The 25,907-nt window shown below is 23.4% G+C and carries 24 protein-coding genes; 20 read left to right on the top strand and 4 right to left on the bottom strand.

The window, feature by feature from the left end; genetic code table 11:
• Positions 1–58 precede the first annotated feature (58 nt).
• The 19 genes from ACTTBE_RS04410 to ACTTBE_RS04320 all read left to right on the top strand — a co-directional run bounded on the left by ACTTBE_RS04410 (position 59) and on the right by ACTTBE_RS04320 (position 20,456).
• Complete coding sequence (locus ACTTBE_RS04410) at positions 59–1,633, top strand: hypothetical protein (RefSeq protein WP_440677307.1); 1,575 nt, start codon at positions 59–61, stop codon at positions 1,631–1,633.
• A 3-nt stretch (positions 1,634–1,636) separates the two neighbouring features.
• Entirely contained in the window at positions 1,637–2,254 is a 618-nt protein-coding gene (locus tag ACTTBE_RS04405) for a gamma-glutamyl-gamma-aminobutyrate hydrolase family protein (RefSeq protein WP_440677306.1), read from the top strand.
• Entirely contained in the window at positions 2,244–2,993 is a 750-nt protein-coding gene (locus ACTTBE_RS04400; RefSeq protein ID WP_440677305.1) for an NTP transferase domain-containing protein, read from the top strand. The genes ACTTBE_RS04405 and ACTTBE_RS04400 overlap by 11 nt, the downstream gene beginning before the upstream one ends.
• On the top strand, positions 2,993–4,711 hold the full coding sequence (locus ACTTBE_RS04395) for a hypothetical protein (protein WP_440677303.1): 1,719 nt from the start codon (positions 2,993–2,995) through the stop codon (positions 4,709–4,711). The genes ACTTBE_RS04400 and ACTTBE_RS04395 overlap by 1 nt, the downstream gene beginning before the upstream one ends.
• Positions 4,712–4,731: 20 nt before the next feature.
• Positions 4,732–5,757, top strand: coding sequence for a glycosyltransferase family 2 protein (locus tag ACTTBE_RS04390; RefSeq protein WP_440677301.1), 1,026 nt, complete (start codon positions 4,732–4,734; stop codon positions 5,755–5,757).
• A gap of 16 nt (positions 5,758–5,773) precedes the next feature.
• Positions 5,774–6,520: a methyltransferase domain-containing protein gene (locus ACTTBE_RS04385; protein WP_440677299.1), complete on the top strand. Its 747-nt coding sequence runs from the start codon at positions 5,774–5,776 to the stop codon at positions 6,518–6,520.
• A gap of 513 nt (positions 6,521–7,033) precedes the next feature.
• Positions 7,034–7,801 (top strand): nucleotidyltransferase family protein, encoded by a 768-nt coding sequence (locus ACTTBE_RS04380; RefSeq protein ID WP_440677298.1) that lies wholly within the window; start codon positions 7,034–7,036, stop codon positions 7,799–7,801.
• A complete protein-coding gene (gene rfbG, locus ACTTBE_RS04375) occupies positions 7,791–8,864 on the top strand; it encodes a CDP-glucose 4,6-dehydratase (protein ID WP_440677296.1) in 1,074 nt (357 codons plus the stop codon). Before ACTTBE_RS04380 ends, rfbG begins: the two co-directional genes overlap by 11 nt.
• On the top strand, positions 8,854–10,122 hold the full coding sequence (locus tag ACTTBE_RS04370; protein WP_440677295.1) for a methyltransferase domain-containing protein: 1,269 nt from the start codon (positions 8,854–8,856) through the stop codon (positions 10,120–10,122). Before rfbG ends, ACTTBE_RS04370 begins: the two co-directional genes overlap by 11 nt.
• A gap of 33 nt (positions 10,123–10,155) precedes the next feature.
• Positions 10,156–11,061, top strand: a complete 906-nt coding sequence (locus ACTTBE_RS04365; RefSeq protein ID WP_440677293.1) for a Gfo/Idh/MocA family oxidoreductase — start codon at positions 10,156–10,158, stop codon at positions 11,059–11,061.
• A gap of 6 nt (positions 11,062–11,067) precedes the next feature.
• Positions 11,068–12,201 carry a radical SAM protein gene (locus tag ACTTBE_RS04360; protein ID WP_440677291.1) on the top strand — a complete coding sequence of 378 codons (1,134 nt, stop codon included), beginning with the start codon at positions 11,068–11,070 and terminating at the stop codon, positions 12,199–12,201.
• Positions 12,202–12,212: 11 nt separating this feature from the next.
• Positions 12,213–13,367: a DegT/DnrJ/EryC1/StrS family aminotransferase gene (locus tag ACTTBE_RS04355; protein WP_440677289.1), complete on the top strand. Its 1,155-nt coding sequence runs from the start codon at positions 12,213–12,215 to the stop codon at positions 13,365–13,367.
• A gap of 13 nt (positions 13,368–13,380) precedes the next feature.
• Complete coding sequence (locus tag ACTTBE_RS04350) at positions 13,381–13,821, top strand: WxcM-like domain-containing protein (RefSeq protein ID WP_440677288.1); 441 nt, start codon at positions 13,381–13,383, stop codon at positions 13,819–13,821.
• Positions 13,822–14,520 (top strand): sugar phosphate nucleotidyltransferase, encoded by a 699-nt coding sequence (locus tag ACTTBE_RS04345; protein WP_440677286.1) that lies wholly within the window; start codon positions 13,822–13,824, stop codon positions 14,518–14,520.
• Positions 14,520–15,413: an SDR family oxidoreductase gene (locus ACTTBE_RS04340; protein WP_440677285.1), complete on the top strand. Its 894-nt coding sequence runs from the start codon at positions 14,520–14,522 to the stop codon at positions 15,411–15,413. Before ACTTBE_RS04345 ends, ACTTBE_RS04340 begins: the two co-directional genes overlap by 1 nt.
• 57 nt (positions 15,414–15,470) lie before the next feature.
• Complete coding sequence (locus ACTTBE_RS04335) at positions 15,471–16,370, top strand: glycosyltransferase family 2 protein (protein WP_440677284.1); 900 nt, start codon at positions 15,471–15,473, stop codon at positions 16,368–16,370.
• Between the two features lie 25 nt (positions 16,371–16,395).
• On the top strand, positions 16,396–17,202 hold the full coding sequence (locus tag ACTTBE_RS04330) for a hypothetical protein (protein WP_440677282.1): 807 nt from the start codon (positions 16,396–16,398) through the stop codon (positions 17,200–17,202).
• 116 nt (positions 17,203–17,318) lie between these two features.
• Positions 17,319–19,271: an asparagine synthase (glutamine-hydrolyzing) gene (gene asnB / locus ACTTBE_RS04325; RefSeq protein ID WP_440677281.1), complete on the top strand. Its 1,953-nt coding sequence runs from the start codon at positions 17,319–17,321 to the stop codon at positions 19,269–19,271.
• 72 nt (positions 19,272–19,343) lie between these two features.
• Positions 19,344–20,456, top strand: a complete 1,113-nt coding sequence (locus ACTTBE_RS04320) for a glycosyltransferase (RefSeq protein WP_440677279.1) — start codon at positions 19,344–19,346, stop codon at positions 20,454–20,456.
• Between the two features lie 8 nt (positions 20,457–20,464).
• Here ACTTBE_RS04320 and ACTTBE_RS04315 read toward each other — a convergent pair whose 3' ends face one another.
• The 4 genes from ACTTBE_RS04315 to ACTTBE_RS04300 all read right to left on the bottom strand — a co-directional run bounded on the left by ACTTBE_RS04315 (position 20,465) and on the right by ACTTBE_RS04300 (position 24,432).
• Positions 20,465–20,941 (bottom strand): acyltransferase, encoded by a 477-nt coding sequence (locus ACTTBE_RS04315; protein WP_440677278.1) that lies wholly within the window; start codon positions 20,939–20,941, stop codon positions 20,465–20,467.
• 39 nt (positions 20,942–20,980) lie between these two features.
• On the bottom strand, positions 20,981–21,730 hold the full coding sequence (locus ACTTBE_RS04310) for a class I SAM-dependent methyltransferase (protein ID WP_440677276.1): 750 nt from the start codon (positions 21,728–21,730) through the stop codon (positions 20,981–20,983).
• 500 nt (positions 21,731–22,230) lie between these two features.
• A complete protein-coding gene (locus ACTTBE_RS04305) occupies positions 22,231–23,121 on the bottom strand; it encodes a glycosyltransferase family 2 protein (RefSeq protein ID WP_440677275.1) in 891 nt (296 codons plus the stop codon).
• A gap of 81 nt (positions 23,122–23,202) precedes the next feature.
• Positions 23,203–24,432 (bottom strand): hypothetical protein, encoded by a 1,230-nt coding sequence (locus ACTTBE_RS04300; RefSeq protein ID WP_440677274.1) that lies wholly within the window; start codon positions 24,430–24,432, stop codon positions 23,203–23,205.
• A 202-nt stretch (positions 24,433–24,634) separates the two neighbouring features.
• Here ACTTBE_RS04300 and ACTTBE_RS04295 point away from each other — a divergent pair, with 202 nt between their 5' ends.
• Positions 24,635–25,894 carry a hypothetical protein gene (locus ACTTBE_RS04295; protein WP_440677273.1) on the top strand — a complete coding sequence of 420 codons (1,260 nt, stop codon included), beginning with the start codon at positions 24,635–24,637 and terminating at the stop codon, positions 25,892–25,894.
• The last annotated feature ends 13 nt before the right edge of the window (positions 25,895–25,907 follow it).

The following is a 25,907-nucleotide window of genomic DNA, read 5'->3' as shown; positions in this document are numbered from 1 at the left end:
AATTTATAAAAATCTAGATTTAAAAAAAATGATTAATATAAATATTATTTAATAAATTATGCGAAGTTTTCAAAATCATTTTTCAAATTTAGTAAAAAAAGATATTGTAAAAGAATTTAAAAAACCAGTATTGAGATCTTCAGCTATTTTTCCTTTTATTTTAAATCAAAACTTAGATACTAGAATAACTTTTTTAAGTTATTGGTTTTTAAAAAGAAATATTTCTGAGGTTTCAATTTCAGCAACATTAAGAGACGAAAAAGGTAGTGAGTTATTTTTTTTTAGCAAAATAATTAATGAAACTAACAGCCATGAATACTCTGTTAGAGAAATTTTAAAAAAAAAAAAAATTAAAAATTTGTTATGTGGATCTATTGAAATTGAGGTAAATTCTACCCAAGATATGGTATTTCCTTTTCCAGCAATTACGGTTTCTTATAAAGGAAATAATTCAAATGCATATGTGCATTCATGCGGCAGAATTTTTAACAACTTAGATGATAAAAAAAATAATACTGATATACAAGTCGGAGAATCAGGTTTTGATGTATTACCTTATAGTTATGTGAAACCTTTTTTTTCATTTGTGAATGGTCCAAATACCCTAAAAAATCAAAAACTTAAATTAAAACTAATAAATTATAAAGGACAACAAAAAGAAAAGATAATAACTTTAGACACAATTAAACCATATTCTACTAAAATAATTTTTTTTTTAAAAAATAATGAAAAAAAATTTTTCAAAAAAGAAAAGGGCACTGTTAAGATTTATCATCATTTTAAAGATTTTTTTCCAAGATTTATGTGTGGTGCATTAGATGTTAATAATAAATTTTCAACATTAACTCATAGTTATTACGATTTATCAGATAGTAAAAACAAAAAAATTGATTTATGGAAAAATCCTGATAAGAAAATCTTTTTTGACTCATCAACATCTGTTCCTGTTTATTTCAAAAATAAAAAGTTTACTGAATTTGCAATTTATCCAAATTTTATTAAAAAAAAATTTTCTTTGAAATTTGATTTATTTTCTAGTGAGGGAAAAAATTTAAAATTAAGCTTTACCCATATTTTAGATAAAAAATTAAGTAAGCCAATTTACTTAAATCTTACAGATATTTTTTCAAAAAAGTCATTAAAACGTATTAACGAGAATTGTTATGCAAGAGTTTCTACATTTGGAGGAGGTATAACGCCAACAAGATTAAAATTTGGTTTAAATATTGGCCAATATAATAAAATGTATAATTTATCCTCTAATATTTGCTTTAATGCCAATGTACCAGTAATTGATATTTTGAATAAAAATAAAGCTTTTAAGTGGTCTTGTATTTTCTATGAAAAGAATTTTGAACTGTTAATTTCAAATTTTAGTTATTTAAAAGATGGCTTTAAAGAAGCAAATGCAAAATTAACATTTTGGAATCAATCTAGAGAATCATTTTCAAAAAAAATTAAAATTTCGGATAACGGTTTTTTTAAAATCAATCCATTTGAGGATAAAAAATTAAAAAAATTTTTAATGAAAAAAGTTGGTTGGATTACGATTGAAACAGATAATCCATTCGTTAATGGTTATTATGTAAATTTTGGTAATCACGGAATAATTGGTGCAGATCATATTTATTAAATTATGTTTATTGCAGTATCTCAGAGGATTACAAAATTAAAGAAAGTTAATGAATATAGAGATAGCTTAGATCAAAGGCTTATAAAACTGTTAATTGATATTAATTTAAAACCTATACTGATACCAAATATTTTTTATACTAAAAAAAAATTACTAAACAACATATTAAATAAAATAAAGATAAAAGGTCTAATTTTAACTGGAGGAGATAATATTGGTAAATATAAAAATAGAGACCAGACAGAATTAAATCTATTAAATTGGGCTGTAAAAAATTCTATACCGATATTAGGAATCTGTAGGGGAATGCAAATGATTGCAAAATTTAATAAAGTTAAGCTTAGAAAAGTAAAAAACCATGTGAAGAGAAATCATTTAATAATTAACAAGAGTAAAAAATTTAAATTTGACAAAATAGTCAATTCTTACCATGAATACAAATTAATCAAATGTCCTAAGAATTTTGAAATTAGTGCAATAGCAGCTGATAATTCAATAGAAGGTATAGAGTCAGAAAAATATAAAACTCTAGCTATTATGTGGCATCCAGAAAGAAACAAAAAAATAAGTAAAAATGATATATTAAATATAAAAAAATTATTTCAAATTAGTGAAAAATAGTAACAATTTAAATGGATTGATCTTAGCAGCAGGCCGTGGCAGGAGGTTGAAAGGAATTGATTATCCTAAATCATTAATTAAAATTAATAATAAAAAAACATTAATTGATAACATTATAAATGTTTTTGAAAAAAATAATATTACCAACATAAATGTAATTACTGGCTATAAAAAAAATAAGATTAAAATACATTTAAAAAAAAAGAATATTAAGTATTTCAATAATCCAAAGTGGATGAAATCGAACATGGTAGCTTCTTTACTGACAGCAGATAAGATTTTATCAAAAAATTATACAATCATATCTTACTCAGATATTTTTTATAGCAAATCGGCTGTAGCTCTTTTATTAAAAAACAAATATGATATTTCAATTACATCATTTGTTAATTGGAAAAAAATTTGGAAAAAACGTTTTAAAAATCCTTTAATAGATGCTGAAACGTTCAATTATGATAAACACTTATTTTTAACTGAGATTGGTAATAAACCAAAAAAAATGAGCGAAATAAAAGGTCAATATATGGGATTAATTGGAATTTCACCAACTAGTTGGAAAAAAATTAAATTTTTTATTAAAAAGGAAACCTCCATAAATGTTAATAAAATTTCTTTTACAGAATTATTAAGTAAATATTTAAGAAAAAATCCTAAATCTATAAAAGTGCTTAAATATAAGGGTAACTTTATGGAAATAGACTTTAAAAAAGATTTTCAAATTAAAAATAATTTAATTTGATGAAAAAAATTTTAATTTTAACAACAAGTCAAGAATATAAAAAAAATAAAAATTTTTTTTATCCTTATAAGAATTTTTCAAAAAATGCATTAACGTCTAATAGTTATTTTTTAAAAAATATTTCAAAAAAAAAAAAGATACAAATATATAAAGACTGTCAAAAAATATATTTTTCTATACTTGATGATATTTGTGAGAAACTAAATAATTTTCATAAAATAAATTGGTCAAGAAGATCCTGGGAGATTTACATGGGACATTGGCTGAGAAAATATATTTATATATGTTATAATAAAGTTTTTTTAATTGAAACAATATTAAAAAATAAAAAAATAAAAAAAATAATTGTTTCAAATAATGCTAACTATCCATTAGCAACAAAAGAAACAGGTGGTATTTATCAAGCTTGTAAAGATTCATCCTGGCAAAGCATTATTTTTAGTAGAATAGCAAATGAATATAAAAATATTTTGAAAGTTAATTTTTCTAAAAAAAAAATTAAACCAAATCTACAAATATTAACTTTTTATGAAAAAAGTAAATTTTATAGAATGTCTAAACATAAAAAAGTTTATTTTTTTTTATTAAATCGATTATGTTCACTATTTAAAAGAAATAACGATATTTTATTTGTAGGCTCTTACCTAAAGTCTATTCAAGATTTATTTTTTTATTTTAACAAAAAACAATTTCCACAGTTTTGGCTACCTAAAGAAATCAATTATCCTTCAAAATTGTCTATTTTAAAAAGAACAAAATTAGATTTTCAAAAGAAAAATGTAAGTTTAGTTGAAAAGATTGCCAGAACTTCTTTGGAAAATTCTTTACCCATTTCTTGTGTTGAAGCTTTTTGTGAAATTCAAAAAACTACTAATTTGATGAATTTTCCAAAAACACCAAAAAAAATTTATACTGCTCAAAATTTTTATAATGACGAAGTGTTTAAAATGCACGTAGCAAATTGTGTTAATAACAATTTATCTAAATATTATATTGGGCAACATGGAAATAATTATTTTACAAAAATAGATTGTATGTATTCAGTAGAGTATAGAACTTGTGATTATTTTATTTCTTGGGGTAAAAATAATTTTAAAAAAACAATTCCAACATGTAATTTTAGAGTAGCAAAACCAATTAATAGAGACAAAAAACTTTTAAGTATCATGTGTAGAGGTGAACGGAATGGTTGGGAGCCTGCGTTAAGACCTATAGAAACAGAAAATGACATGCAAATTGTAAAAAATTTAATCCATCATCTGCCACGTTCTATAAAAGAAAAGACATTTATTAAACCAAGTGTTTTTGGACGAAATAATACAAAAAACTCTTTGTATTTTAAAAAACAAAAAATTCAAGTAAACAACAATATTAATTTTATTGATTTAATGAAAAAAACTAGAGTTGCTTTTTTTAACTACGATAGTACTGGATTTTTGGAAAACTTAAATCTAAACATTCCCACAATAGCGTGTTGGCCAGACTTATTTGGACATTTGCATCCAAAGGTTGTGTCTGATTATAAGAGATTGTTGGATGCTAAATTAATTTTTAAATTACCCGCTGATGCTGCTGAACATATTAACAATAATTGGAACAATATTGATGAATGGTGGCAAAGCAAAAAAGTCAGATCTACAGTTAATTTTTTTAAATCCAAATATTCAAAAGACCCATTTGAATATAATTTTATTAATAAATTATCTCAAATACTGTAATTTAAATATAAAAACTGATTATGAAAATTACAAAAAAGATTGAACTTTCAATTTGTATACCAACTTATAATAGACCAACGCATCTTGAGAATTGTTTAGAGGCAATTCATATAAGTAAAAAAAATTGTAAAAATTTTAAATTTGAGGTCTGTATTTCTGACAATGGATCAAAGCACAATATAAGTAAAATTATTAAAAAATATTCAAATAAATTAAATATAAAATTTCATAAATTTAAAAGAAATTTAGGAATCACAACAAATTTTTTAAAAGTTGTAGAAATGGCTGAGGGTGAATTCGTATGGACACTTGGTAATGATGATTTAGTATTACCTCATTCACTAAATAAAATTTCTAAACTATTAAATAAATATAAAAAAGTAGATTATTTTTTTATTAATTCATATAATCTCAAATTATCTTTTTTAAAAGAATATAAACATCCTTTTTCCACTTATAATTTGCCTAATAAAATGGAAAAATTTTCTCAAGTAAAAAAAAGTAAAACTTTAAATTTTTGGGAAATGATAGATCCAGAAATTAGTTTTGATTTTCTTTTAGCTACGTTTTTAAATTTATTTAGAAGAAAATTATGGAGTGAAAATGTCAAATTTGTTAATATGAAAAATGCACGAGATAAAAGATGGTATTCAACACCAGATAATACTTATTTTAATGTAATTATTTTTGCAAACGCATTTAAAAACTCAAAAGCTTATATTCAAGCAGAACCACTGACTATAAATCTACAGGATGTTAGAGAATGGAAAATACTTTATATGTTTATATTGAATGTAAGAATACCTGAAATGTTAGATTATTATAGATCAAGAGGTTTGCCTTTTAAAAGATATTATTTATGTAAAAATTTTGCGTTAAAAGAATTTTTTAGAGGTATTGTAAGTATTTACTTGTCTAAAGATAGAAGATCATGGAGCTATTTAAGTATATGGAAACATATTTTAAAAAATTTAATTTTTGTAAATGTATATTTATCTCCCTTCCATTATTTGTTTATGAGAGTGAAAAGAATTTTTAAATTTTGAAACATCATTAATATTTATGAATAAAATACTTTTAGAAGATTTTAAAACCTCCTTATCAGATAAAGTTGTTAATGATAAAAAAAAAAATTTACAAAAAATTTTAGAATATTTAAAAAATCCTATAAAAATATTTTCAAGAGTTCTTTTGATATTTAAAAAAAATAATTATGAAATGAATTGGGAACAAAGAACAGAAAAAATGGGCAATTCCTCTGTTTTTGGAAACCAAATTAATACCGAAGAGCAAAAAAAAATAACCAATTTACATAAGAAAATTATTTTAAAATGTTTGGATGGAGAATTACAAAAAGATTGCAATATTCTTGATTTTGGCTGTGGTTATGGCAGGTTTTCAGATCTTTTTGTAAAAGAATTACATTGTAATTATGTTGGTGTAGAGAGCACTAATTTTTTTTTAAAAAAATTTAGCAATACCAAAAAGGAGAAATATTTTAGTTATAATAATTTGAAAGAAAAAAAAGAACTTGACAATTATTTTGATTTACTTTTTGTGTTTGCTGTCTTTGGTGGATTTAAAAAAAGTAAGCTGCTAAATATTTTTAGTATGCTGGAAAAAAAAATTAAATCAAATGGTAAAATTTTAGTTGTGGAAGAAATTGCAGAAAAGGAAATTGAAAATGGATGGAATGTTAGAACCGAAAAATATTATAAAGAATTGTTTAGTAATTTCGATATTTCTACCAAGTTTTATTTTTTAGAAGATAATAGAATTAAGCAAATTTTTTTTGGTACAAAAATTTAAATAATTATTAAAGTTTTAAAAAAAATTATTATAAGATATTTTTTGGAGGTAATTTTTTTCCATTTAATTTCTATTAAACCAATACTAAAATTTTTTTTAAGAAATTTAGTAATTTTTTATATTAAGGTTATATTAAAAATTTATACTCTTTATATTTGTTTCATTAAAGCACTCATCCACTTTGTGCTTGATCAGCAACTCTTAAATTCTTTCTATTAATTTATTATTATATCTAAATATAAAACTTTATTTATATAGAATAACAAAAAATTTTCGTGGTCAAATACACACATATTAATGTATTGTAATTATTTGGTAAGGCAGAAATTTAGTTTCAATTAGAAACGCAGTAATTATTTTTAGTTTATTTTATAAAATACTAAAAAATACTTTCTGACTAGCACACATAACTTGTTAAAGTAATTAATAAAATAGTATAAATAAATAGAATGAAAGAAGATTATAAATGAAAATATACTTCTAAATAAACTAAAATTAGCTTATATAACCCCTATGAAATATAGAACAGCGATTGTTCTTTGCGGCGGTAAAGGAACAAGATTAGGTCAAATAGGCAAAAAGTTTCCAAAAACTTTAATCAAAGTTCAAGGAAAATCTATACTATATTATATTTTAAATTCTTTAAAAAAAAATAAATTTAATCATATAATACTTCCTACTGGATATAGGGGAAAACAAATAAAAGAATTTATAAAATCTTCAAAATTTAAAAATTTAAAAATAGAAGTTGTGAATACTGGTGTAAACACAACAATCGCACAAAGAATTTATAAAATAAAAAGACTAATAAAATCTGAAAATTTCTTAATTTTAAATGGAGATGCAATTTTTGATACCAACTTAAACAGAATTTTTAAAAAGCATGAAATTAAAAAAAAAGATATGAGCTTAATATGTTGCGATTCTGAAGCTGATTTTGGTACTGTGGGTGTTATAAATAATAAAGTGGTTAATTTTGAGAGAAATTTGAATTTTAATTCAGTAAATATTAAAATGAAAAATTTCAAAGGTTATGTGTATTCAGGGATGTGTATATTTAATAAAAGAATTCTTATGGAGAATTTTAAAAATTGCTTTAATTTTGAAAAAGAATTCTATCCGAAATTAATTAAAAAATATGAAATAGATTTCCATACACTTAAAGGTTTTTGGTATGCAGTAGACAATATTAAGCACTTAGATACATTAAATAAAAAAGATATTATTAAAAAAAACTATTTAGATATATATAAATTTAAACAAAAAATTAATGATAAATAAAAAATTTTGGAAAAACAAAAGGGTATTAATTACTGGTCACACCGGTTTTAAAGGTGGATGGTTGTCAGTGTGGATGAATATTCTTGGAGCGAAAATTTCAGGATATTCAATAAATCCTATTACTAAAAAAAATTTTTTTGACATCACCAAAATTAAACAAATATTTCATAAAGATTATAGAAGTAATATTCAAGATTATAAAGATTTAGAAGCATGTATTAAAGAAACAAAACCTGAAATTATATTTCATTTAGCTGCCCAACCACAAGTTTTAGTAAGTTATGACAATCCACTGGATACAGTAGCGACAAATGTTATTGGAACTTCAAATTTACTTGAAATATCAAGAAATTATAAATTTATTAAATCTATAGTTATAATTACTACGGATAAAGTTTATCAAAATGATGAAAGAAAAGTAAAATTTACCGAAAAAGATCATTTAGGTGGTGATGATATTTATAGTGCAAGTAAAGCTTGCTCTGATATTATTTCAAATAGTTACTTTAAATCTTTTTTTCAAAGTTCTAAATGTGGAATAGCAACTGCTAGAGCTGGCAATTGTGTTGGAGGTGGTGATTGGACAAAATATAGAATTTTGACAGATGCAGTAGAGGCATTTGCAAAAGATAAGGATCTTAAAATAAGAAATCCCAAAACAGTAAGACCATGGCAGCATGTTTTAGAACCATTGTATGGATATATTATTCTTGCTCAAAAAATATATACTAACAAGAATAAGAGATACTGCACTTCATGGAATTTTGGACCATCAAGAAAAATCAATATAAGCGTATTATCTTTTGCAAAAATTTTAAAATCAAAAATGAATTCGAAATCTAAATTATTAGTTAGTAAAAAAACAGATAAAAAAGAGAAAAAAAACTTAGATTTAGATAGTAAAAAAGCCATTAAAGATCTTGGTTGGAAATCATTTCTTAGTATTAATGATACCTTAAAGCTTACGGCTGAATGGTATTTAGCAAATATTAAAAAAAAAAATATGTATAATTTTTCAGTAGAACAAATTAATCAATTTTTAAAAATCAAAAATGATCTGTAGGAATTGCAAACAAAGTAAATTTAAAAAAATTTCTAAAATTGGAAATCAACCAATTAGTAGTTTATTTTTAAAAAAAAAAATAAAAATTAGAGATTATTCTTTAGATCTCTATAAATGCCAAAATTGTTCATTGGTACAATTGTCAAAAATACCAAATTTAAAAGATATGTATGGTCCTGACTATGGTTATAAGACATCTGTTAGCCAATTAATGGTTGGCCATTTGAAAAAAAAAATTTCTAAACTAAATAAATTTGGAATTTTAAATAAAAAATCAAAAATATTAGATATTGGATCAAATGATGGAACATTTCTTAATTTTTTTTCAAAATCCAAAAAAAATTATGATTTGTATGGTATTGATCCTTCAGCATCAGCATTCACTCAAAATTATGATAAAAATATTAATTTAGTTATAGATTTTTTTAATAAAAAAAATGTTGAACAGCATTTTATTAAACATAAAATTAAATTTTCATTAATTACTTCGTATGCTGTTTTTTATGATGTAGAGGAGCCAAATGAGTTTTGTGATGGTATTGAGAAAATTTTAGATAAGAATGGCATATGGATATCTGAGTTTTCTTATTTTCCTCTTTTATTAAAAAATTTAACTTATGATCAAATATGCCACGAACATTGCATTTATTATTCACTCTCAACATTTCAAAAAATAATTTCAAGAAATAATCTTAAAATAATTGATTTTCATTTTAATGAAATAAATGGTGGAAGTATTGAAGTAATTTGTGCAAAGAAAAAAAGTAGATTTAAATCAAATCTAAATAAGATTGAAAATATTTTGAATGAAGAAAAAAAAATATCTAATCGAGATTTTATTAAGTTTAATTTAAGGATGGAAAACAGCAAAAAAAATCTTCAACTTTTTTTAAAAAACCAAAACAAGAGAGACATAATAGGGTATGGTGCATCTACAAAAGGCAACGTTATTCTAAATTATTGTAATCTCAGTAATAAAAGTATTTCTTATATCTGTGATGCAAATCCATCTAAGGAAGGAAAGTTTACACCTGGTAGCCATATTAAAATTATCTCAAAAGATAAAATGCGAAAAATAAAACCTAAATATTTAATTGTTTTAATATGGTCTTTTAGAACAGAGGTAATTAAACAAGAAAAAAAATTTATTGAAGATGGAGGAAAACTAATATTTCCATTGCCAGTATTCCATGTAGTAGACAAAGAAAATTATAAAAGATACTTAAAGGAAAATTTTACTTTATATTCTTTTACATAATGAAAAGAATTAATCTAATTATCTAAAAAAACAATGAAGAAATTAAATGGTGTTGTAATTGGACCTTCTGGAATTGGAAATATTCATATAAGGGAGTTAATTAGATATGGATTTAACAACATAGGTATTATAGGAAAAAAATTTAAAAAAAATCGATTAAATTTATTAAAAAAAAATTATAAAAAAATTTATTTTCATAATTTAAAAGAAATAAAAGAAATAAAAAAAATAAAACCTGAAGTAATAAATATATGCTCACCTACAGAATGTCATTATGATCATATTATAAAAACTAAAAAATTATCTAAATATTTAATTATTGAAAAACCTATATTTTGGATAAAAAGTAAAAATGAACTCAATTACAAAATTGTAAAAAGTATTTTAAATTTAAAATCAATTAAAATTTTTGTTAATCTGCCAATGATTAGTTTAGCTCATCAACTCAAAAAAAAAGAAAAATTTAAAGATATTAAAATATTTAATTTTAATTATTTTACAAAAGGTAAAAATAAATTTAATAATATCCCAATAGATTTATTACCCCACGCACTATCATTCTTACTTTCATTAAATTATAAACAAAAAAATTCATTAAAAATTATAAAAGTAAATAAAAAAAAATACTCTTGGAATTGTAAAGCCATTATTAATAATTGTTTATGTCAATTTTCGTTCAAACAAAACTCTAAGGCAAAAGAAAGCAATTTAAGCTTCCAAATCAATGATGATATTTATTTAAGAAAAAGTTATCTTAAAAATAATATTTATGTAAATAAAATTTTAAAGAATCAAAAAACATTAATAAACGTAAAAAATCCTATGAGTGAGTACTTAAGCCTAATATTTAAAAACTTGAATAAAAATAAGATGTTGAAAAAAAATAATGATATTACAATTAAATCTACAGAAATTATGGTAAAACTTCTAAATAATTAAAATTTTATGGAACTTAATAAAAAAAAAGAATTAGAGAAAAAATATAATTTCAAAAGTAATTACATTAAACATATTGGAAATTTTAGGAATGAAATAATTCAAAAAAAAATAATTCCGTATCAAGTAGAATTTCAGGCACCACCAAGAGGAAAAAAAATATGTTGGCTAGAATGTCCTTATTGTTATGGATTATCTGCTGATAATAATGGCGAACGTCTGAGTAAGGAAAGAGGTTTAGAAATTTTGAGACAAATATTAGATGGAGGTGTAAAAAAAATAATATTTGCAGGATATGCCACTGATCCTTTAAATTGCTCCTATATAGGAGAGCTTTTAGATTTAACTATTTCTAAAAAAGCTATTTTTGGATTTAACACCAAAGCTTTAAAAATTTCAGAAACTTTTTTTAATGCACTTGAGAAAAATAAAATCTCAGATGGTAGTTATATTAGTTTAAGCGTAGATTCTGGCTCAAATGAAACATATAATTTAATTCACGATGTTAAAGCAAAAAAAGCAAAAATTTATGATCAGGTTTTAAATAATGCAAGAAGACTTGGTGATTTAAAAAAAAAAAATTATTTTGATTTAAGCGCTGCATATTTAGTAAATGCAAACAGTGCGAATTTAAATGACTATGAAAACTTTATTAACGATTTTATTTCTGCAGGTTGCAATGTTCTTAGATTTTCTTTTCCACAACCTCCAAAAGATACTACTACAGCCAAGGGTGTTGTGCCAACTCCAGAAGAAATAAATTTATATCTTTCAGATTTGAACAAATTAAAAAAAAAATATGAAAAAGATAACTGTTTAATAATAATTACTAATCCTGATAGTGATCATGATATTTATAATAAACCTAGAACAATTCCATGTTATGCAAGATATTTATTCCCAACAGTTGGTTTTGATGGCTGGCTATATAATTGTTCACAATCTAGTGCACCAAATTTTAGATCTACGGCATTAGGAGATTTAACTAAAAATGATTTTTGGAAATTGTTTTATAATTATGATAATGAAAATCTTGATAATTATATAAAAGTTTGTAGTAAAAAAATTAGCGACTCAGGATGTAGATGTGACAGGAAAGAACATATTGTAAATCAATTTGTTATTGATAGTAAAGTTTTTTAAAATCATATTAAATGCAAAATAAAAAAAAATTTATAAGGTTGTTTAAGCCATCCTTTGGTAATGAGGAAATTATTGCTATACGAAAGCTATTTAAAAAATCATGGATAGGTTTTGGACCAGAAGTTAAAAAATTTGAAGAGTCATGGAGTAATTATATAGGTATAAATTATTCTGTTGGTGTTACTTCTTGTTCTGCAGCGCTACACATTGCATTAGCTTCAAAAAATTTTAAAAAAAGAAAAAAAGTACTAGTGCCCGCTATGACATTTACAGCTACTGCGGCAGCAGCTTTATACTGTGATTTAGAACCTGTTTTTGTTGATATAAATGAATATGATTTAAATATCAATTTTGAAGATCTTAAAAAAAAATACACTAAAGACTGTGTAGCAGTTATTCCAGTTCATGTAGGTGGACATCCATGTGAAATGGAAAAGATTGTACCTTGGGCTAAAAAAAAAAAATTATTAGTTATAGAAGATTGTGCACATACCGCAGGTGGTATTTATAAAGGTAAAATGCTAGGTACATGGGGAGACATAAGTTGTTTTAGTTTTGAAGAAAAAAAAATGCTTACCACAGGGGATGGTGGAATGATATGTACCAATAGCAAAAATTTGGCAAAAAAGTTTAGAAATTTGAGTTTTCATGGATGGAATAGGGATCCATGGTCAAGACATAACAAAAGTTTAAGTACAAGAAATTTAAATGAAAAACATTGGTATTATCAAATAAAAGATCTTGGATTCAAATATAACATGAATGATCTTATGGCGGCAATAGGTCAAGTGCAATTGAAAAAACTTAACTCATTTAATGAAAAAAGAAATAACGGGGTTTGTAAATATTTAAAAGGAATAAAAAATTGTAAAAATATAAAACCTTTTTTTAAAAATTTTTCTAATGGTATTGCTTATTGGATGTTTGCAGTCAGATCTAAAAAAAGAGATAAACTTATAAGTTTTTTAAAACAGAAAGGTATAGCAACTAGCGTTTATTGGATACCTGTCCCAATGCATCCTTTATATAAAAAATATAATGCAAATGTACCGGTTACAGCAAAAGTATGGAAAGAATTGGTTACGCTTCCGTTATTTTCAGATATCAAATCAAAAGAAATTAATTTTGTTATAAAGTCTTTAAAAGAATTTGATGCAAAAGAATAAATAAAAGGTTTTTATGATTTCAGGAATTAAAATTACACCACTAAAACAAATAAAGGATAATAGAGGTAAAATAATGCATATGCTTAGAAGTGATTCATCCGTATTTCAAGCTTTTGGTGAAATTTATTTTTCAACTGTAAATCCAAAGGTTATTAAAGCATGGCACTTACATAAAGAAGCAACATTGAATTATGTATGTATTAAAGGAAAAGTTGAATTAGCTCTATATGATGATAGAAAAAATAGTGAAACTAAGGGAGTATATCAAAAAATATTCCTCTCCCCAGATGATTATTTTTTAGTCACGATACCACCTTATATTTGGAATGGTTTTAAGGGTTTATACAAAGAAGAGTCAATCATAGCTAATTGTTTAAACCAACCTCATGATGAAAATGAAATGGTTAGAAAAGAACCATTCGATAGTTATTTTAAATACATTTGGGATAAATAAATGAAGGTTGTAATTTTGGCTGGAGGAAAAGGAACTAGAATATCTGAATTTACAAAAGTTTTACCAAAACCAATGATTAAAATCGGTTCAAAACCAATCATTGAGCACATAATAAATTACTATTTTAAATTTGGATTTAATGATTTTATAATTGCAGGAGGTTATAAATATAAAGTAATTGAAAATTATTTTAAAAAAAAGAAATTCTTATCTAAAAAAATAAATGTAGTGAATACTGGTTTAGAAACATTAACAGGTTCAAGATTGAAAAAATTATCAAACGAATTGAAAGAAACATTTATGCTTACATATGGCGATGGTTTATCAAATATAAATTTAAGAAAATTATTAAAATTTCATAAAAATAATAAAAAAAAAATAACACTAACAGCTGTTCATCCTCCAGCAAGATTTGGGGAATTATCAATAAAAAAAAATACTGTTTCTAAATTTGAGGAAAAACCTCAATTACAAAAAGGTTGGATTAATGGAGGTTTCTTTGTAGTCGAACCAGAGTTTTTAAAATTAATTGGAAACAAAAATGTAATGTTAGAAAGATCACCTTTAAAAAAAGCAGTTTTAACAAAAAATTTAGCTGCATATAAACATCCAGGTTTTTGGTTTTGTATGGATACATTAAGAGATAAAAAGGTATTGGATGATCTAATAAAATTCAAAAAATCTCCTTGGCTCAAATAATGAATAAAATAGCAGTTTTTGGAGGTACAGGTTATCTTGCATCTTTGATCAAGAGTCAAAAAAATAAAAATAATTATAAATATATTTTTTTTTCTAGAAAAAAAAATACAAAAAATAATATAAATAATTTATTATTAAGAAATAATTTTAATAAGTTTAAAAATTATGATGTTGCAATTCATCTTTTAGGGGCAAATCAAAACCAACTAAAACAAAATAAAAACTTAATAAAAAGAAAAAATATTATAACTTCTAGAATTTGTGATCTGTGTTTAGCAAATGACATAAAATTAATATACATATCTTCAATGCAAATTTATAAAGATTATGGGAAAAATAATATTACAATGAATTCAAAAATTAATTTAAAGAGTCCTTATTCAAGATCTCATTATGACTCAGAAAATATAATTTTAAGAAAGTTTTCAACTAAAAAGAATAGGTTTACAATTTTAAGATTGGGTAATGTATTTGGATTAAAAAGATTTAATGATAAAAGAGATATTGAAAGTAATTTAGTACATAGTTTTTGCAATATGGCAAAAAAGAAAAAAAAAATTTTAATAAATGAAGGATCGGTAACTAGAACATTTGTACCATCTAGTGTATTTGTTAACTTAATAAATTTTTTAATTAAAAAAAATTACTATAAAAATTCAATTATAAATGTTTTTTATCAAAATCTGAGTCTCAGTGAAGTTGCTAAAATAATTAAAAATAGATATAAATTAATTTTCAATCTAGATATTGACATTCTTATTGAGAAACAATCAACTAAAAAAAAATTTAAAATATATACCGATAAAATTTTTAAATTTTATCCTACAAAAAAAAAAATATATGATGAAATTGATCAAATCTTAAATTTAATTAAAAAAAAATCTAAGGTTTAAGTTGTAGTATTTTAATTTTTGATAGAATTTTAAAAATATATTTAGGAGAATAAAAATTTGATTACTAATTTACTTCCATTAGTCTCAATAATTATACCATCATACAATCATTCAAAATACATTGATAAAGCTTTAAGTTCTGTTCTAAGTCAAACCTATGAAAATTGGGAGGCAATAATAATTGATAATTATTCGTGTGATAGTACTGAAAAAATAGTTAGTAAGTTTAAAGATAAAAGAATAAAGTTTTTTAAAATTCACAACGATGGGATTATTGCAAAATCAAGAAATTTTGGAATTAATTTAGCTAAAGGAGAATGGATTGCATTTCTTGATACAGATGATTGGTGGACAATTGACAAATTAGAGGTTTGTCTAAATAATATTAATGACGATGTTGATTTTATATATCATGATTTAGAAGTTAAATATGATAAACCTAAACTAAATAATAAAATTAGAGAATTTAAAGGACGTCGATTAAAAAAGCCTATATTGATGGATTTACTAGTGGGTGGAATTTTTAAAGGGAACGCCATAGGAAATTCATCTGTAATTGTTCGTAAAAATATACTTAATAGAGTTGGAAATATAAGTGAAAATATAAATCTAGTAGCCTCTGAGGATTACAACACATGGTTAAGAATAGCTAAGATTACAGATAATTTTAAATATGTAGAAAAAAAATTAGGTTATTATCTAATTCACGATTTTAGTGCTCAAAAAAGAGATTTGTCTGTACCTCACAGACAAGCTGTTCTTGAATTTATGGAGCTATTTAATGATAAGCAAAAATTAAATTTTGAAGTTAAGATGAAATATATGTCTGCAAATTATAACAACTTAAAAGATAATTTTGAAAAAGCTAAAAATGATTTGATGTTTGTACTTAAAAATGGAGATATCAATTTTAAAATCAGAGCTTTCTTAAAGTATTTAATTATTAGTTTTAAGTAAGATAAATCTAATTAGGTTAAAATATATGAAAAAAATTAAAAATTTTTACACCGATGTATATTCTTTTTTTGTATTAAAAAAAAATTTAAGTAGATCTGCAATTGAAAGAATTTATTCTTTACTCAGAGTTGATAACACATTCAAAACTACCTCATTCAATAGGATGAATGATCTCAATAAAATAATGAAAAAATATATCAAAAAATTTTTATTTAAAAAAATAATATTATGTGATGTAGGTATTTCCTCTGGGCAGACAACTTTAGAACTTTATAATGATCTTAAAAATGTAAACATTAAAGAAATTTATGGTTTTGATAAAAATCTTAATATTAAAATTTATCAATTTAAAAAATTTGTTTTTTTATACAGTTCAAAAAATGAGCTTTTGATGGTTGAGTATGACAAACACTGTGTGAGGTATAGGTATTTTTATGTATTAAAAAAAGTGGCAAAACTAATAATATATTTTTTTAAATTTTTAAAAATAGGTTATACAAAATCAAACATGTTGATGCCAAATTTAGATAAAATTGAAAAAATTAAATTTTTTGAACAGAATATATTCGATATAGAAAAAAAATATTATAATTTTTTTGATGTTATTAGAGTATCAAATCTTTTAAATTATTCATATTTTTCTGAGCATTCTTTAAAATTAGCAATATCAAATTTAAAAAAGATATCTAAAGAAAAATGCATTATTTTAGTAAATAGAACCACTGATAAAAATAAAAACATTGGAAGCTTTTTTATTAAAAAAAAGGGAAAGTTCGAGTTATTAGAAGATATCAATGGAGGATCTGAAATTAAAGATATTATGCTTTCATAAAAGTAGATATTTAGAAATAGTCAAAGTTTTTATTCATTAAAAAACATAAGTTAGATTTACATTTATAAATTTAAACAATACACTTTTATTAATAAAATAATCTATTTTTAAAAAATATGTGTGGAATAGCCGGGTTTTACTCAAAAAATTTATCATCTTTTGATAAAATTATATTTGAAATGACATCAGCCATCTATCATCGTGGTCCAGATGATATTAATTTTTGGAAAGATGAAAATTCTGGAATAGCTTTTGGTCATCAAAGGTTATCTATACTAGATCTGTCGGTAGCCGGAAGTCAACCAATGAAGTCAAATTCTGGAAGGTTTATAATAACATATAATGGTGAAATCTATAATCATATAGAAATAAGAAAAGAATTAAAAAAAATAAATTCCAATATTACTTGGAATAGTAATTCTGATACAGAAACTCTACTCGAAGCTTCTGAATTTTGGGGTGTAGAGAAAACTTTAGAAAAAATTGCTGGGATGTTTGCTTTTAGTATTTGGGATAAAAAAAATAGAACTTTGTATTTGGCGAGAGACCGAATAGGTGAAAAACCTTTATATTTTGGTTGGCAGGGTAATGGAATAAATAAGAGTTTTATTTTTGGATCTGAACTTAAAGCATTGAAAAATCATCCTGAGTTCAGCAAACAAATTAATCGGAGAGCAATTGCCCTTCAATTACAACATAACTATATTCCTGATCCATATTCAATATATAAGGACATTTATAAATTACTACCAGGACATTATTTAAAGTTAACAGAAAATGATTTAATAAAAAATAGATTACCAAATCCTAAAATTTATTGGTCTTCAATTAAAAAAGCAATTGATGGAAGTAATAATAAGCTAAAATCAAGTGAGGATAAAATCAAAAGTGATTTGGAGAATAAGCTAAAATTATCTGTAAAACAAAAAATGATATCTGATGTGCCTTTAGGGGCTTTTCTTTCTGGTGGAATAGACTCAACAACTATTGTTGCTTTGATGCAGTCGCAATCAAATCGTCCCGTCAAGACCTTTACAATAGGATTTAAAGAAGATGATTTTAATGAAGCAAAGTATGCAAAAAAAATTGCAAAGCATCTTGGTACAGATCATACGGAATTATATTTTTCTTCCGACACAGCTATTGAAGTAATCCCAAAAATACCAATTATTTATGACGAACCATTTTCTGATAATTCTCAAATTCCCTCATTTATACTTTCTCAATTTGCAAAGAAGAATGTAAAAGTTGCATTATCTGGAGATGGTGGAGATGAATTGTTTTGTGGATATAATAGATACATTTCAACATATAATTTGTCAAAATATCTAGATTATATTCCTTTGTCTCTAAAGAAAGCCTTGGCTTTTACTGCAAAAAAATTACCTAAAGACACCGATAAATTAATTAAGTTGATACCGGGTGTAAACAAAAATACTAATTTTAGACGCAAGATACTCAAAAGTGCAAATGCATTAGAAGCTAATAACATTTCAGAATTATATTATTTATTGTTTTCACAATGGCAAAATCTAAATGAAGTTTTGATAAATAATGATGAACCAGAAAATTTTTTTTCAAAATCAAAAATAGAATTATCAAAACTTAATGATTTTGAAAAAATGATGTTAATTGACCAAACAACTTATTTGCCTAATAATATTTTGGTAAAGATTGACAGAGCATCTATGTCCTCATCACTTGAAACAAGAGTACCATTTTTAGATCATGAATTAATCGAGTATGTATGGAAAATTCCCCAAGAACTTAAATTCAAAAATAGTGAGGGAAAATGGATATTAAAACAAATTTTAAATAAATATGTTCCAAAAAATTTGACAAATAGACCGAAAAAGGGTTTTGGAATTCCACTTGATACTTGGTTACGCGGTCCCCTCAAAGATTGGGCTGAAAATTTGTTAGATGAAAAAAGATTGTTACAAGAAGGTTATTTTAATCCAAAATTAATAAGAAACAAATGGAGAGAACATCTTACAAATAAAAATAATTGGGAATACGATTTATGGAATATTTTGATGTTTCAAGCATGGTTAGATGCTAATAATTAATAGATTAACTATTTTTTATATTGATGTAAAATTATACTTTAATTTTGTAAATCAAAATTTAATTTAATTATTGTGCATAAAGAAAAAAAAATTACTTTTTTAATTAGTACTTTGAGTGGTGGTGGAGCTGAGAGTGTTTGTGTTGGAATTGCTAATATTTTTGCAGCTAATGGCTGGAATGTAGATTTAGTGGTATTAAATTTAAATAATGAAGCCTATCTAAATCGTTTGTCAAGTAAAGTGAAACTAGTTGTATTAAATGTAAAGCGTGCACGATACTCTGGTTTGTCTATTCTTAAATATATTTATAAGAATAAAACTAGTAAAGTTTTAGTTTTTAATTATGAATTAAGTGTAATACTTACTATATTAAGAATAATATTTAGACTTCGAGTAAAAATTATTTCAAGAAATATAAGTACTTTTTCTGCAAAAATGATTCAATTTTACCAATTAAGTCTGTGGGATAGGTTTATTGTTGCGCCAATGATTAAATTTTTTTATCACAGAGTTGATTATGTGATAAATCAAAGTAATGGTATGCGTGATGATTTAGTTTCGATATATCCACAACTTAAATCTTTTACAAAAGTAATATTTAATCCAATCCCTGAACAATTAGTTGAGTACGCAAAAACAAATAAATTGTCTAATGTAAAGAAAGAAAATTATTTATTATGTATTGGACGTTTAGAAAAAATCAAAGGGTTTCATCATGCAATAAAAGCTTTTAGTGGAATAGTGGAAAAATACCCATATTTACGTTTAAAGATTGTTGGAAAGGGAAGTGAAGAAAAAAGATTGAAGAAAATAGCAATTAAATACTCTATTGCTGACAAAGTTGATTTTGAGGGTTTTAAAAAAGATATTATTCCTTATTATTTATATGCAAGAGTTACTATTCTTCCTTCTCTCTACGAGGGGTATCCAAATGTATTAATTGAATCTATTTCAATGAATACGCCTGTAATAGCATTTGATTGTCCTAGTGGACCAAATGAAATTATAATAGATGGACGAAATGGATATTTAGTAAAAAATCAAGATATAGATGACTTAAGAAAAAAAATGTTAAATTTTCCGTATGATAAATTTAATTATAATGATCTAGCAAATTCTATAAAAAAAAATCATATCCAAACAGTTTTTCAACAGTATGAAGATTTGATTCTAAGTTTTAAATAAGATTAAATTTAAAAAAAATATTTTTTGTTTATACTATTTATCTTTTTAACCAATTTACCACTTAAATAACCTTCTTCAGTCTGTGGATTTCCGCAAACTATAGTATTTGGATTAGTTGATTTTGTGATTACAGAGCCTGCTCTTATAAATGTATTTTTTCTGATTATAACACCTGGCATTATAACTGATCTAGGACCAACAAATACGTCTTCCTCAATTACAACTTCTTTTTTGTATTTTTTAATTGGATAATTTTCCTTAATTCTAGACGGATCAAAATGTGTAAAAATAGTAACCTGTGAGCTAATACAAACATTATCCTTAATAATAATATTTTCTGGATAATTTTTATCTAAATAGCATTTGTTTCCAATCCATACTTTTTTAAAATTAAATCTAACCCCTGCTATTTTGTAAAAAAAACTATTTAATTTTGGAGGCAAATAATTTCCAATGAAACAAAATACTCTTTTAAAAAAATGCATTATTTATATTAATATATTAAACTATTTAAAATTAAATTCTTACTCAATATTTTTTTTCCAAACAGCTGTAAAAAAAAGTTTTGGAACAAAAGGTAATTTAGAAAAAATTCTTTCAAGAAAAAATGCGGTAGGTTTGAGGTATTTTTTATATTTTTTAGGGATTCTCAATGTTAAAGATTGAGCTACAATGATATATGCAAAATTTCCTCCAAAATTTAATGATTTTTCATTAAATCCTTTACTGAGAAATGGTTTTAAAGTTTTATGATAACTAATTGCTTCCTCATCATCCATAAACTTACTATCTATACTATACCATAATTTTCGAATTTTATTAACCCAAGTATCTTTATTAGGTTCTACAAAATAAAAAAGCCCACCTGGTTTTAATATACGATGAATTTCTGATATTGTTTCATTTAATAATGGAAGAACATGGTGCAATCCACCACATATATAGATTGCATCAAATTTATTGTTTGAAAAGTTTGTTTTATGGATACTGCCTAAAAAACATTTGTTACCCCATCTTTTTACATATTCTTCAACATTTTTTTTCGAAATATCTATCCCAACAACATTAGCTCCTTTTTTTAATAGATAACCAGTTTCAATACCTGAGGCACACATTGCGTCTAAAATATACATGCCTTTTAAATTTTCTTTAAACAATTTGGATCTTATAAATTCATCCCTATACATCTGAGTATATTTATCATTATAATGTTCTGCATGTTTTGTAGCCTCAGTGTCATATCTTTTTTTTTGATCTATTATAGATTTATTCATAAATAATTTATATGAATTAAAATAATTAAGTAAATAGTAAATAGTTATAGCGTTCTAGAGATTTTTTGTAATTTATTCTTAATTATAAAAAAAAACTTTTAGACTTTAAAAAAATTTAAAAACTCCAAATATATAAATTTAAATATAGAACTAACTAAAATTGTTATTAACCAACTGATATTTTTTTCTTTTAAAATTGAAAATAAATATATAAAAATTTGATATTCTAGAAACCTAGATATAAATATTAATAAGAAAAAAAATATGAAAAACCTGAAAGTATTTTTCACACTATATATTTTCTTTAACCTATAAAAATTAAAACAAAATAAAAAACATAAAACTATTTTTAATGATATATTTATCGAGAAAAAATGTGTAAGTGAGTTTAATAAAACAAATGATATAATAAACGATATCAACGAAAGATTAATAAATTTTTTTAAATTCTCACGAATAATCATTAAATGTTCAAAGTTAAACTTAATTAAAATTAGTATTTATTTAAATTTATTAATTCTATCGATAATAAAAAATAAAATAATTAACAAAAAATTTGAATTAAAAAGTAATACGGTTTTATCAGTTATATTACCCAATCTAATATCTTTAATTAAAAAGAAAATAAATATTAAAAATAATGGTAAAATTATAGGAATTAATGTTTTAAACGGTCTGTAGTAAAATAATAAAGAAAATATTGTGTATAAAAATTTGAAAAAATCATAATACTTTAATTTAGATTGCCCCGACCTATGATTGTAACTTATTTTATGAAATTTAATATCATAATTTTCATTCAAAAAAGTAATAGTCATTGATGTGGTTAACGAAAATCTATTAGACATCATATGCTCATGTTTGATAAATTTATTTTTATCAAATATTCTTAATCCAGAATTGTAATCAATAATTTTTTCATTAAAACAAAAGTTTGTTATCGCATTGATTATTTTCTTACCTACAATCTTAAGCTTGGAAGTATTTGAGATATCTATTGTTCTTTGACCTATAATTAAATCATATTTTAATTTGTAAATATTGACGAATTGCTCTGAAATTTCATTTAAATCCTCAATTTTATAAGTTCTATCTAAATCAATTATTCCGATAACTTGATTTGTGGAATTTTCCACGCCTTTTTTTATTGAAAAACCATAGCCTCTATTTTTTAAATTATCTAAAAGATTAAAATTGACATTAGTTTTTTCAATTTTAAAATTTTTAATTTGCTGTTTGAGCAAATCGTAAGAATTATCAGTAGAGCAATCGTCTATAAAAATTATTTCATTTATTAAATCAAAATTCAATTTTTTTAGTTCATTAAAAAAATTTTCTATTTCTTTAGCTTCATTAAATACAGGGATTATTAAACTAATTTTGAAATTCACAAGAAACCTATAACAGCTGAAATGCTATAAATCTATATTCATTTCTCATGGTTTTTATAAAAATATTTGAGTAAAAAAGATTTATTTAAATATAATTTTTTTTTTCAAAGATTGAAAAAATATAATAAATATAAATATTAACAATACAAAATCTGTATATATAAAATATCTTGGTTGTACTCTTCCAAATAGATAAATTGTAGTATGATTAATTAGCACAAATGTTGTAAGGAATATTGAAAGTAATGAAAAATAAGATTTATTTTTTACAAAAACAAATAAAGCAGGAATTAATATGCATAAAGGAACAAATATAAATATCCATGCAGAGTCATAAGATTTTTTAAATATATGTCTTATATATTTCACAAAATTTTTTTTTATTAATTTAATAGAAACATCTCTTTTCATAATAACTAAATCTTTTTTATTTGTATAAATATCATCAAAAACAGACTTGGAGTAATTTCTTATATCTTTGAAACTTGATCCAAAATGACCTCTACCGTCATAGTATTTAATTAAAGATTTTCTTTTATCCATTTCTAAAAATATTAATTTAAGAGCACTTTGTAATTTTTTGTCATTAAATAATTTAATATCTTTATTACTTGAAATATAAATCGCATCTATATATGTGAAAAAAAATATTCCAGTATAATCATTTTTTAAATTATATTTTTTATAATCATCTTTTCTAATTTTAGAATTTATATTTATCAAAGTATTATGAAGAAAAATAATAATGAAAAAGCTGAGAATTAGACTTTTTGTTTGAAAATTTTTTATTATAAAAATTCCAAGATAAAGTATTAGTATAACAGGATATAAAAACATGAATTGATGTCTTGTTAAGAGCATTGCGATAGCAAAAATTGAAACCAATATAAGATTTTTGTAATTGAAATTATAAATAAGTCTTATGGCAAAATTTATAAAAAAAAGAGATAAGGCGTAACCCAAGGGTTCTGTTAATAAGTTATTATAAAATTGAATTATAGGTAAAAATAAAAATATAGATATAATTGTTTTTATTTTAATATCTAAATCTAAGTATATTGCTAAAGTTTTTGTTAAACAAACAATACCAATACCTATTAATATTGTTTGAAATATAATTACATAATTTAAATTTCCAAATAATAGATTTATCACTTTTATAAAAGTCGAATAAAGTGGAGGATCATGTATACTACCTAACAAATAACGATTTGAGTCAGGATAAATGATTGGGTCAGTAGAAAAAAAGAACAAAAATATTATCCCAATTAATACAAAAATTTCTACTAAGTTTTTTTTAATTTTTGTCATTTATTTGAATTTTCTTATTAAGTAACAATATTTTATTTTAGTTAAATTTAATTATGTAATAGAAAGTAAAAATATAAACTAAAATTAAAATTAGTAAAAGAAAGATTAATAGTATTATCAAAATAAATTAATTGATAAAATTTATTGGTATAGTTCTGCAAGTGTATAAATCAAACTTTTATGTTAAATATAAAATTTCAAAATGTATAAAGAGCAAGTAAATAAATATGGTTTAGAAATATTTATACCAAGCTTTACCTCAGATATGATTGGTTTTGCTTCGATTGCTTTGTTATTTTTAATAACATCAATAGTTGCTTTAAGATGGCCAAGTATTTCAAAAATTATTTTTGTTGCATTAATTGTGAGAGTTATATTAATGTTAATTGGTCATTACGTTGTCAATTTGCCTGATACTACTAACGATGCTCAGGGATTTGAATGGGGAGCTTGGAACAGAGCTCAAGACGGTTTTTTTCAAACAATTAAAAATTTTCCTGGTATTAACAGTTTTTTTTATAGCTGGTTTATTTCTATACCTTATTCTTTATTTGGGAGAAGTATTCTTATGATGCAATCAATAGGTTTACTATTTGGTTTGGGTGTTGTTTTTTTTGGATGGTTGGTTTCAAAAAAAATATGGGACGATAAAACTGCAAACAAAGTTGGATGGATTTTGGCGTTATTTCCATCATTAATACTTTATTCTGTTGTTCCACTTAGAGAGATTTATAGTAGTTTTTTTTTAATAGTCGCCATCACAGGTATTGTAAGTTGGAGTAAATCTAGTAGCACAAAATCATTAATTTTAACATCTGTTGGTTTCATTGGAGCAAGTCTTTTTCATGCAATTTTAATAGTTGGAGGTATAATTTTCTTGTTTTTTCTCGGTTTAAATAATTTTAAATTTTTTTTTAAGTCAATAATAAATGGACGTGTAGGTAAAAAAAACTTAATGATTATTTCTTTATGTTCATTAATTTTGTTAGCCTTCTTTTCTAGTAAATTAAAAGTTCAATATATAGGGGGATTTAATGAAACTTTAAATTTATCAAAATTACAAAATGCCATAAATGTGAGAATGAAAGGACATGCATCTTATCCTGAATGGACTAAATTAAATTCAGAATTTGAAATTATATATAAGGTACCTGCAAGAATGGCATATTTTCTATTTTCTCCTTTGCCTTGGCATGTCAATAAACCTATCCATTGGATTGGAGTATTTGATAGTTTTTTATATGTAATTTTAGCTTATTTAATTTTTCAAAATAGAAAAAATATTTGGAACGACCCAGCCTTAAGATTAATTTTAATTATTTTATTTGCATATGTATTTATATTTTCGGTAGGAGTTAGTAATTTTGGTTCTGGAACCAGACATAGATCAAAATTTGTTGTTGAGATGATAATACTTGCAGGCCCACTTTTGCCTAGACTAACTTTTTTAAAAAAAAATTAAGGAAATTTATCTA

The sequence above is a fragment of the Candidatus Pelagibacter sp. HIMB1587 genome, from assembly GCF_052047775.1.
GTDB lineage: Bacteria > Pseudomonadota > Alphaproteobacteria > Pelagibacterales > Pelagibacteraceae > Pelagibacter.
This window is presented reverse-complemented; position numbering and strand designations above follow the sequence as displayed.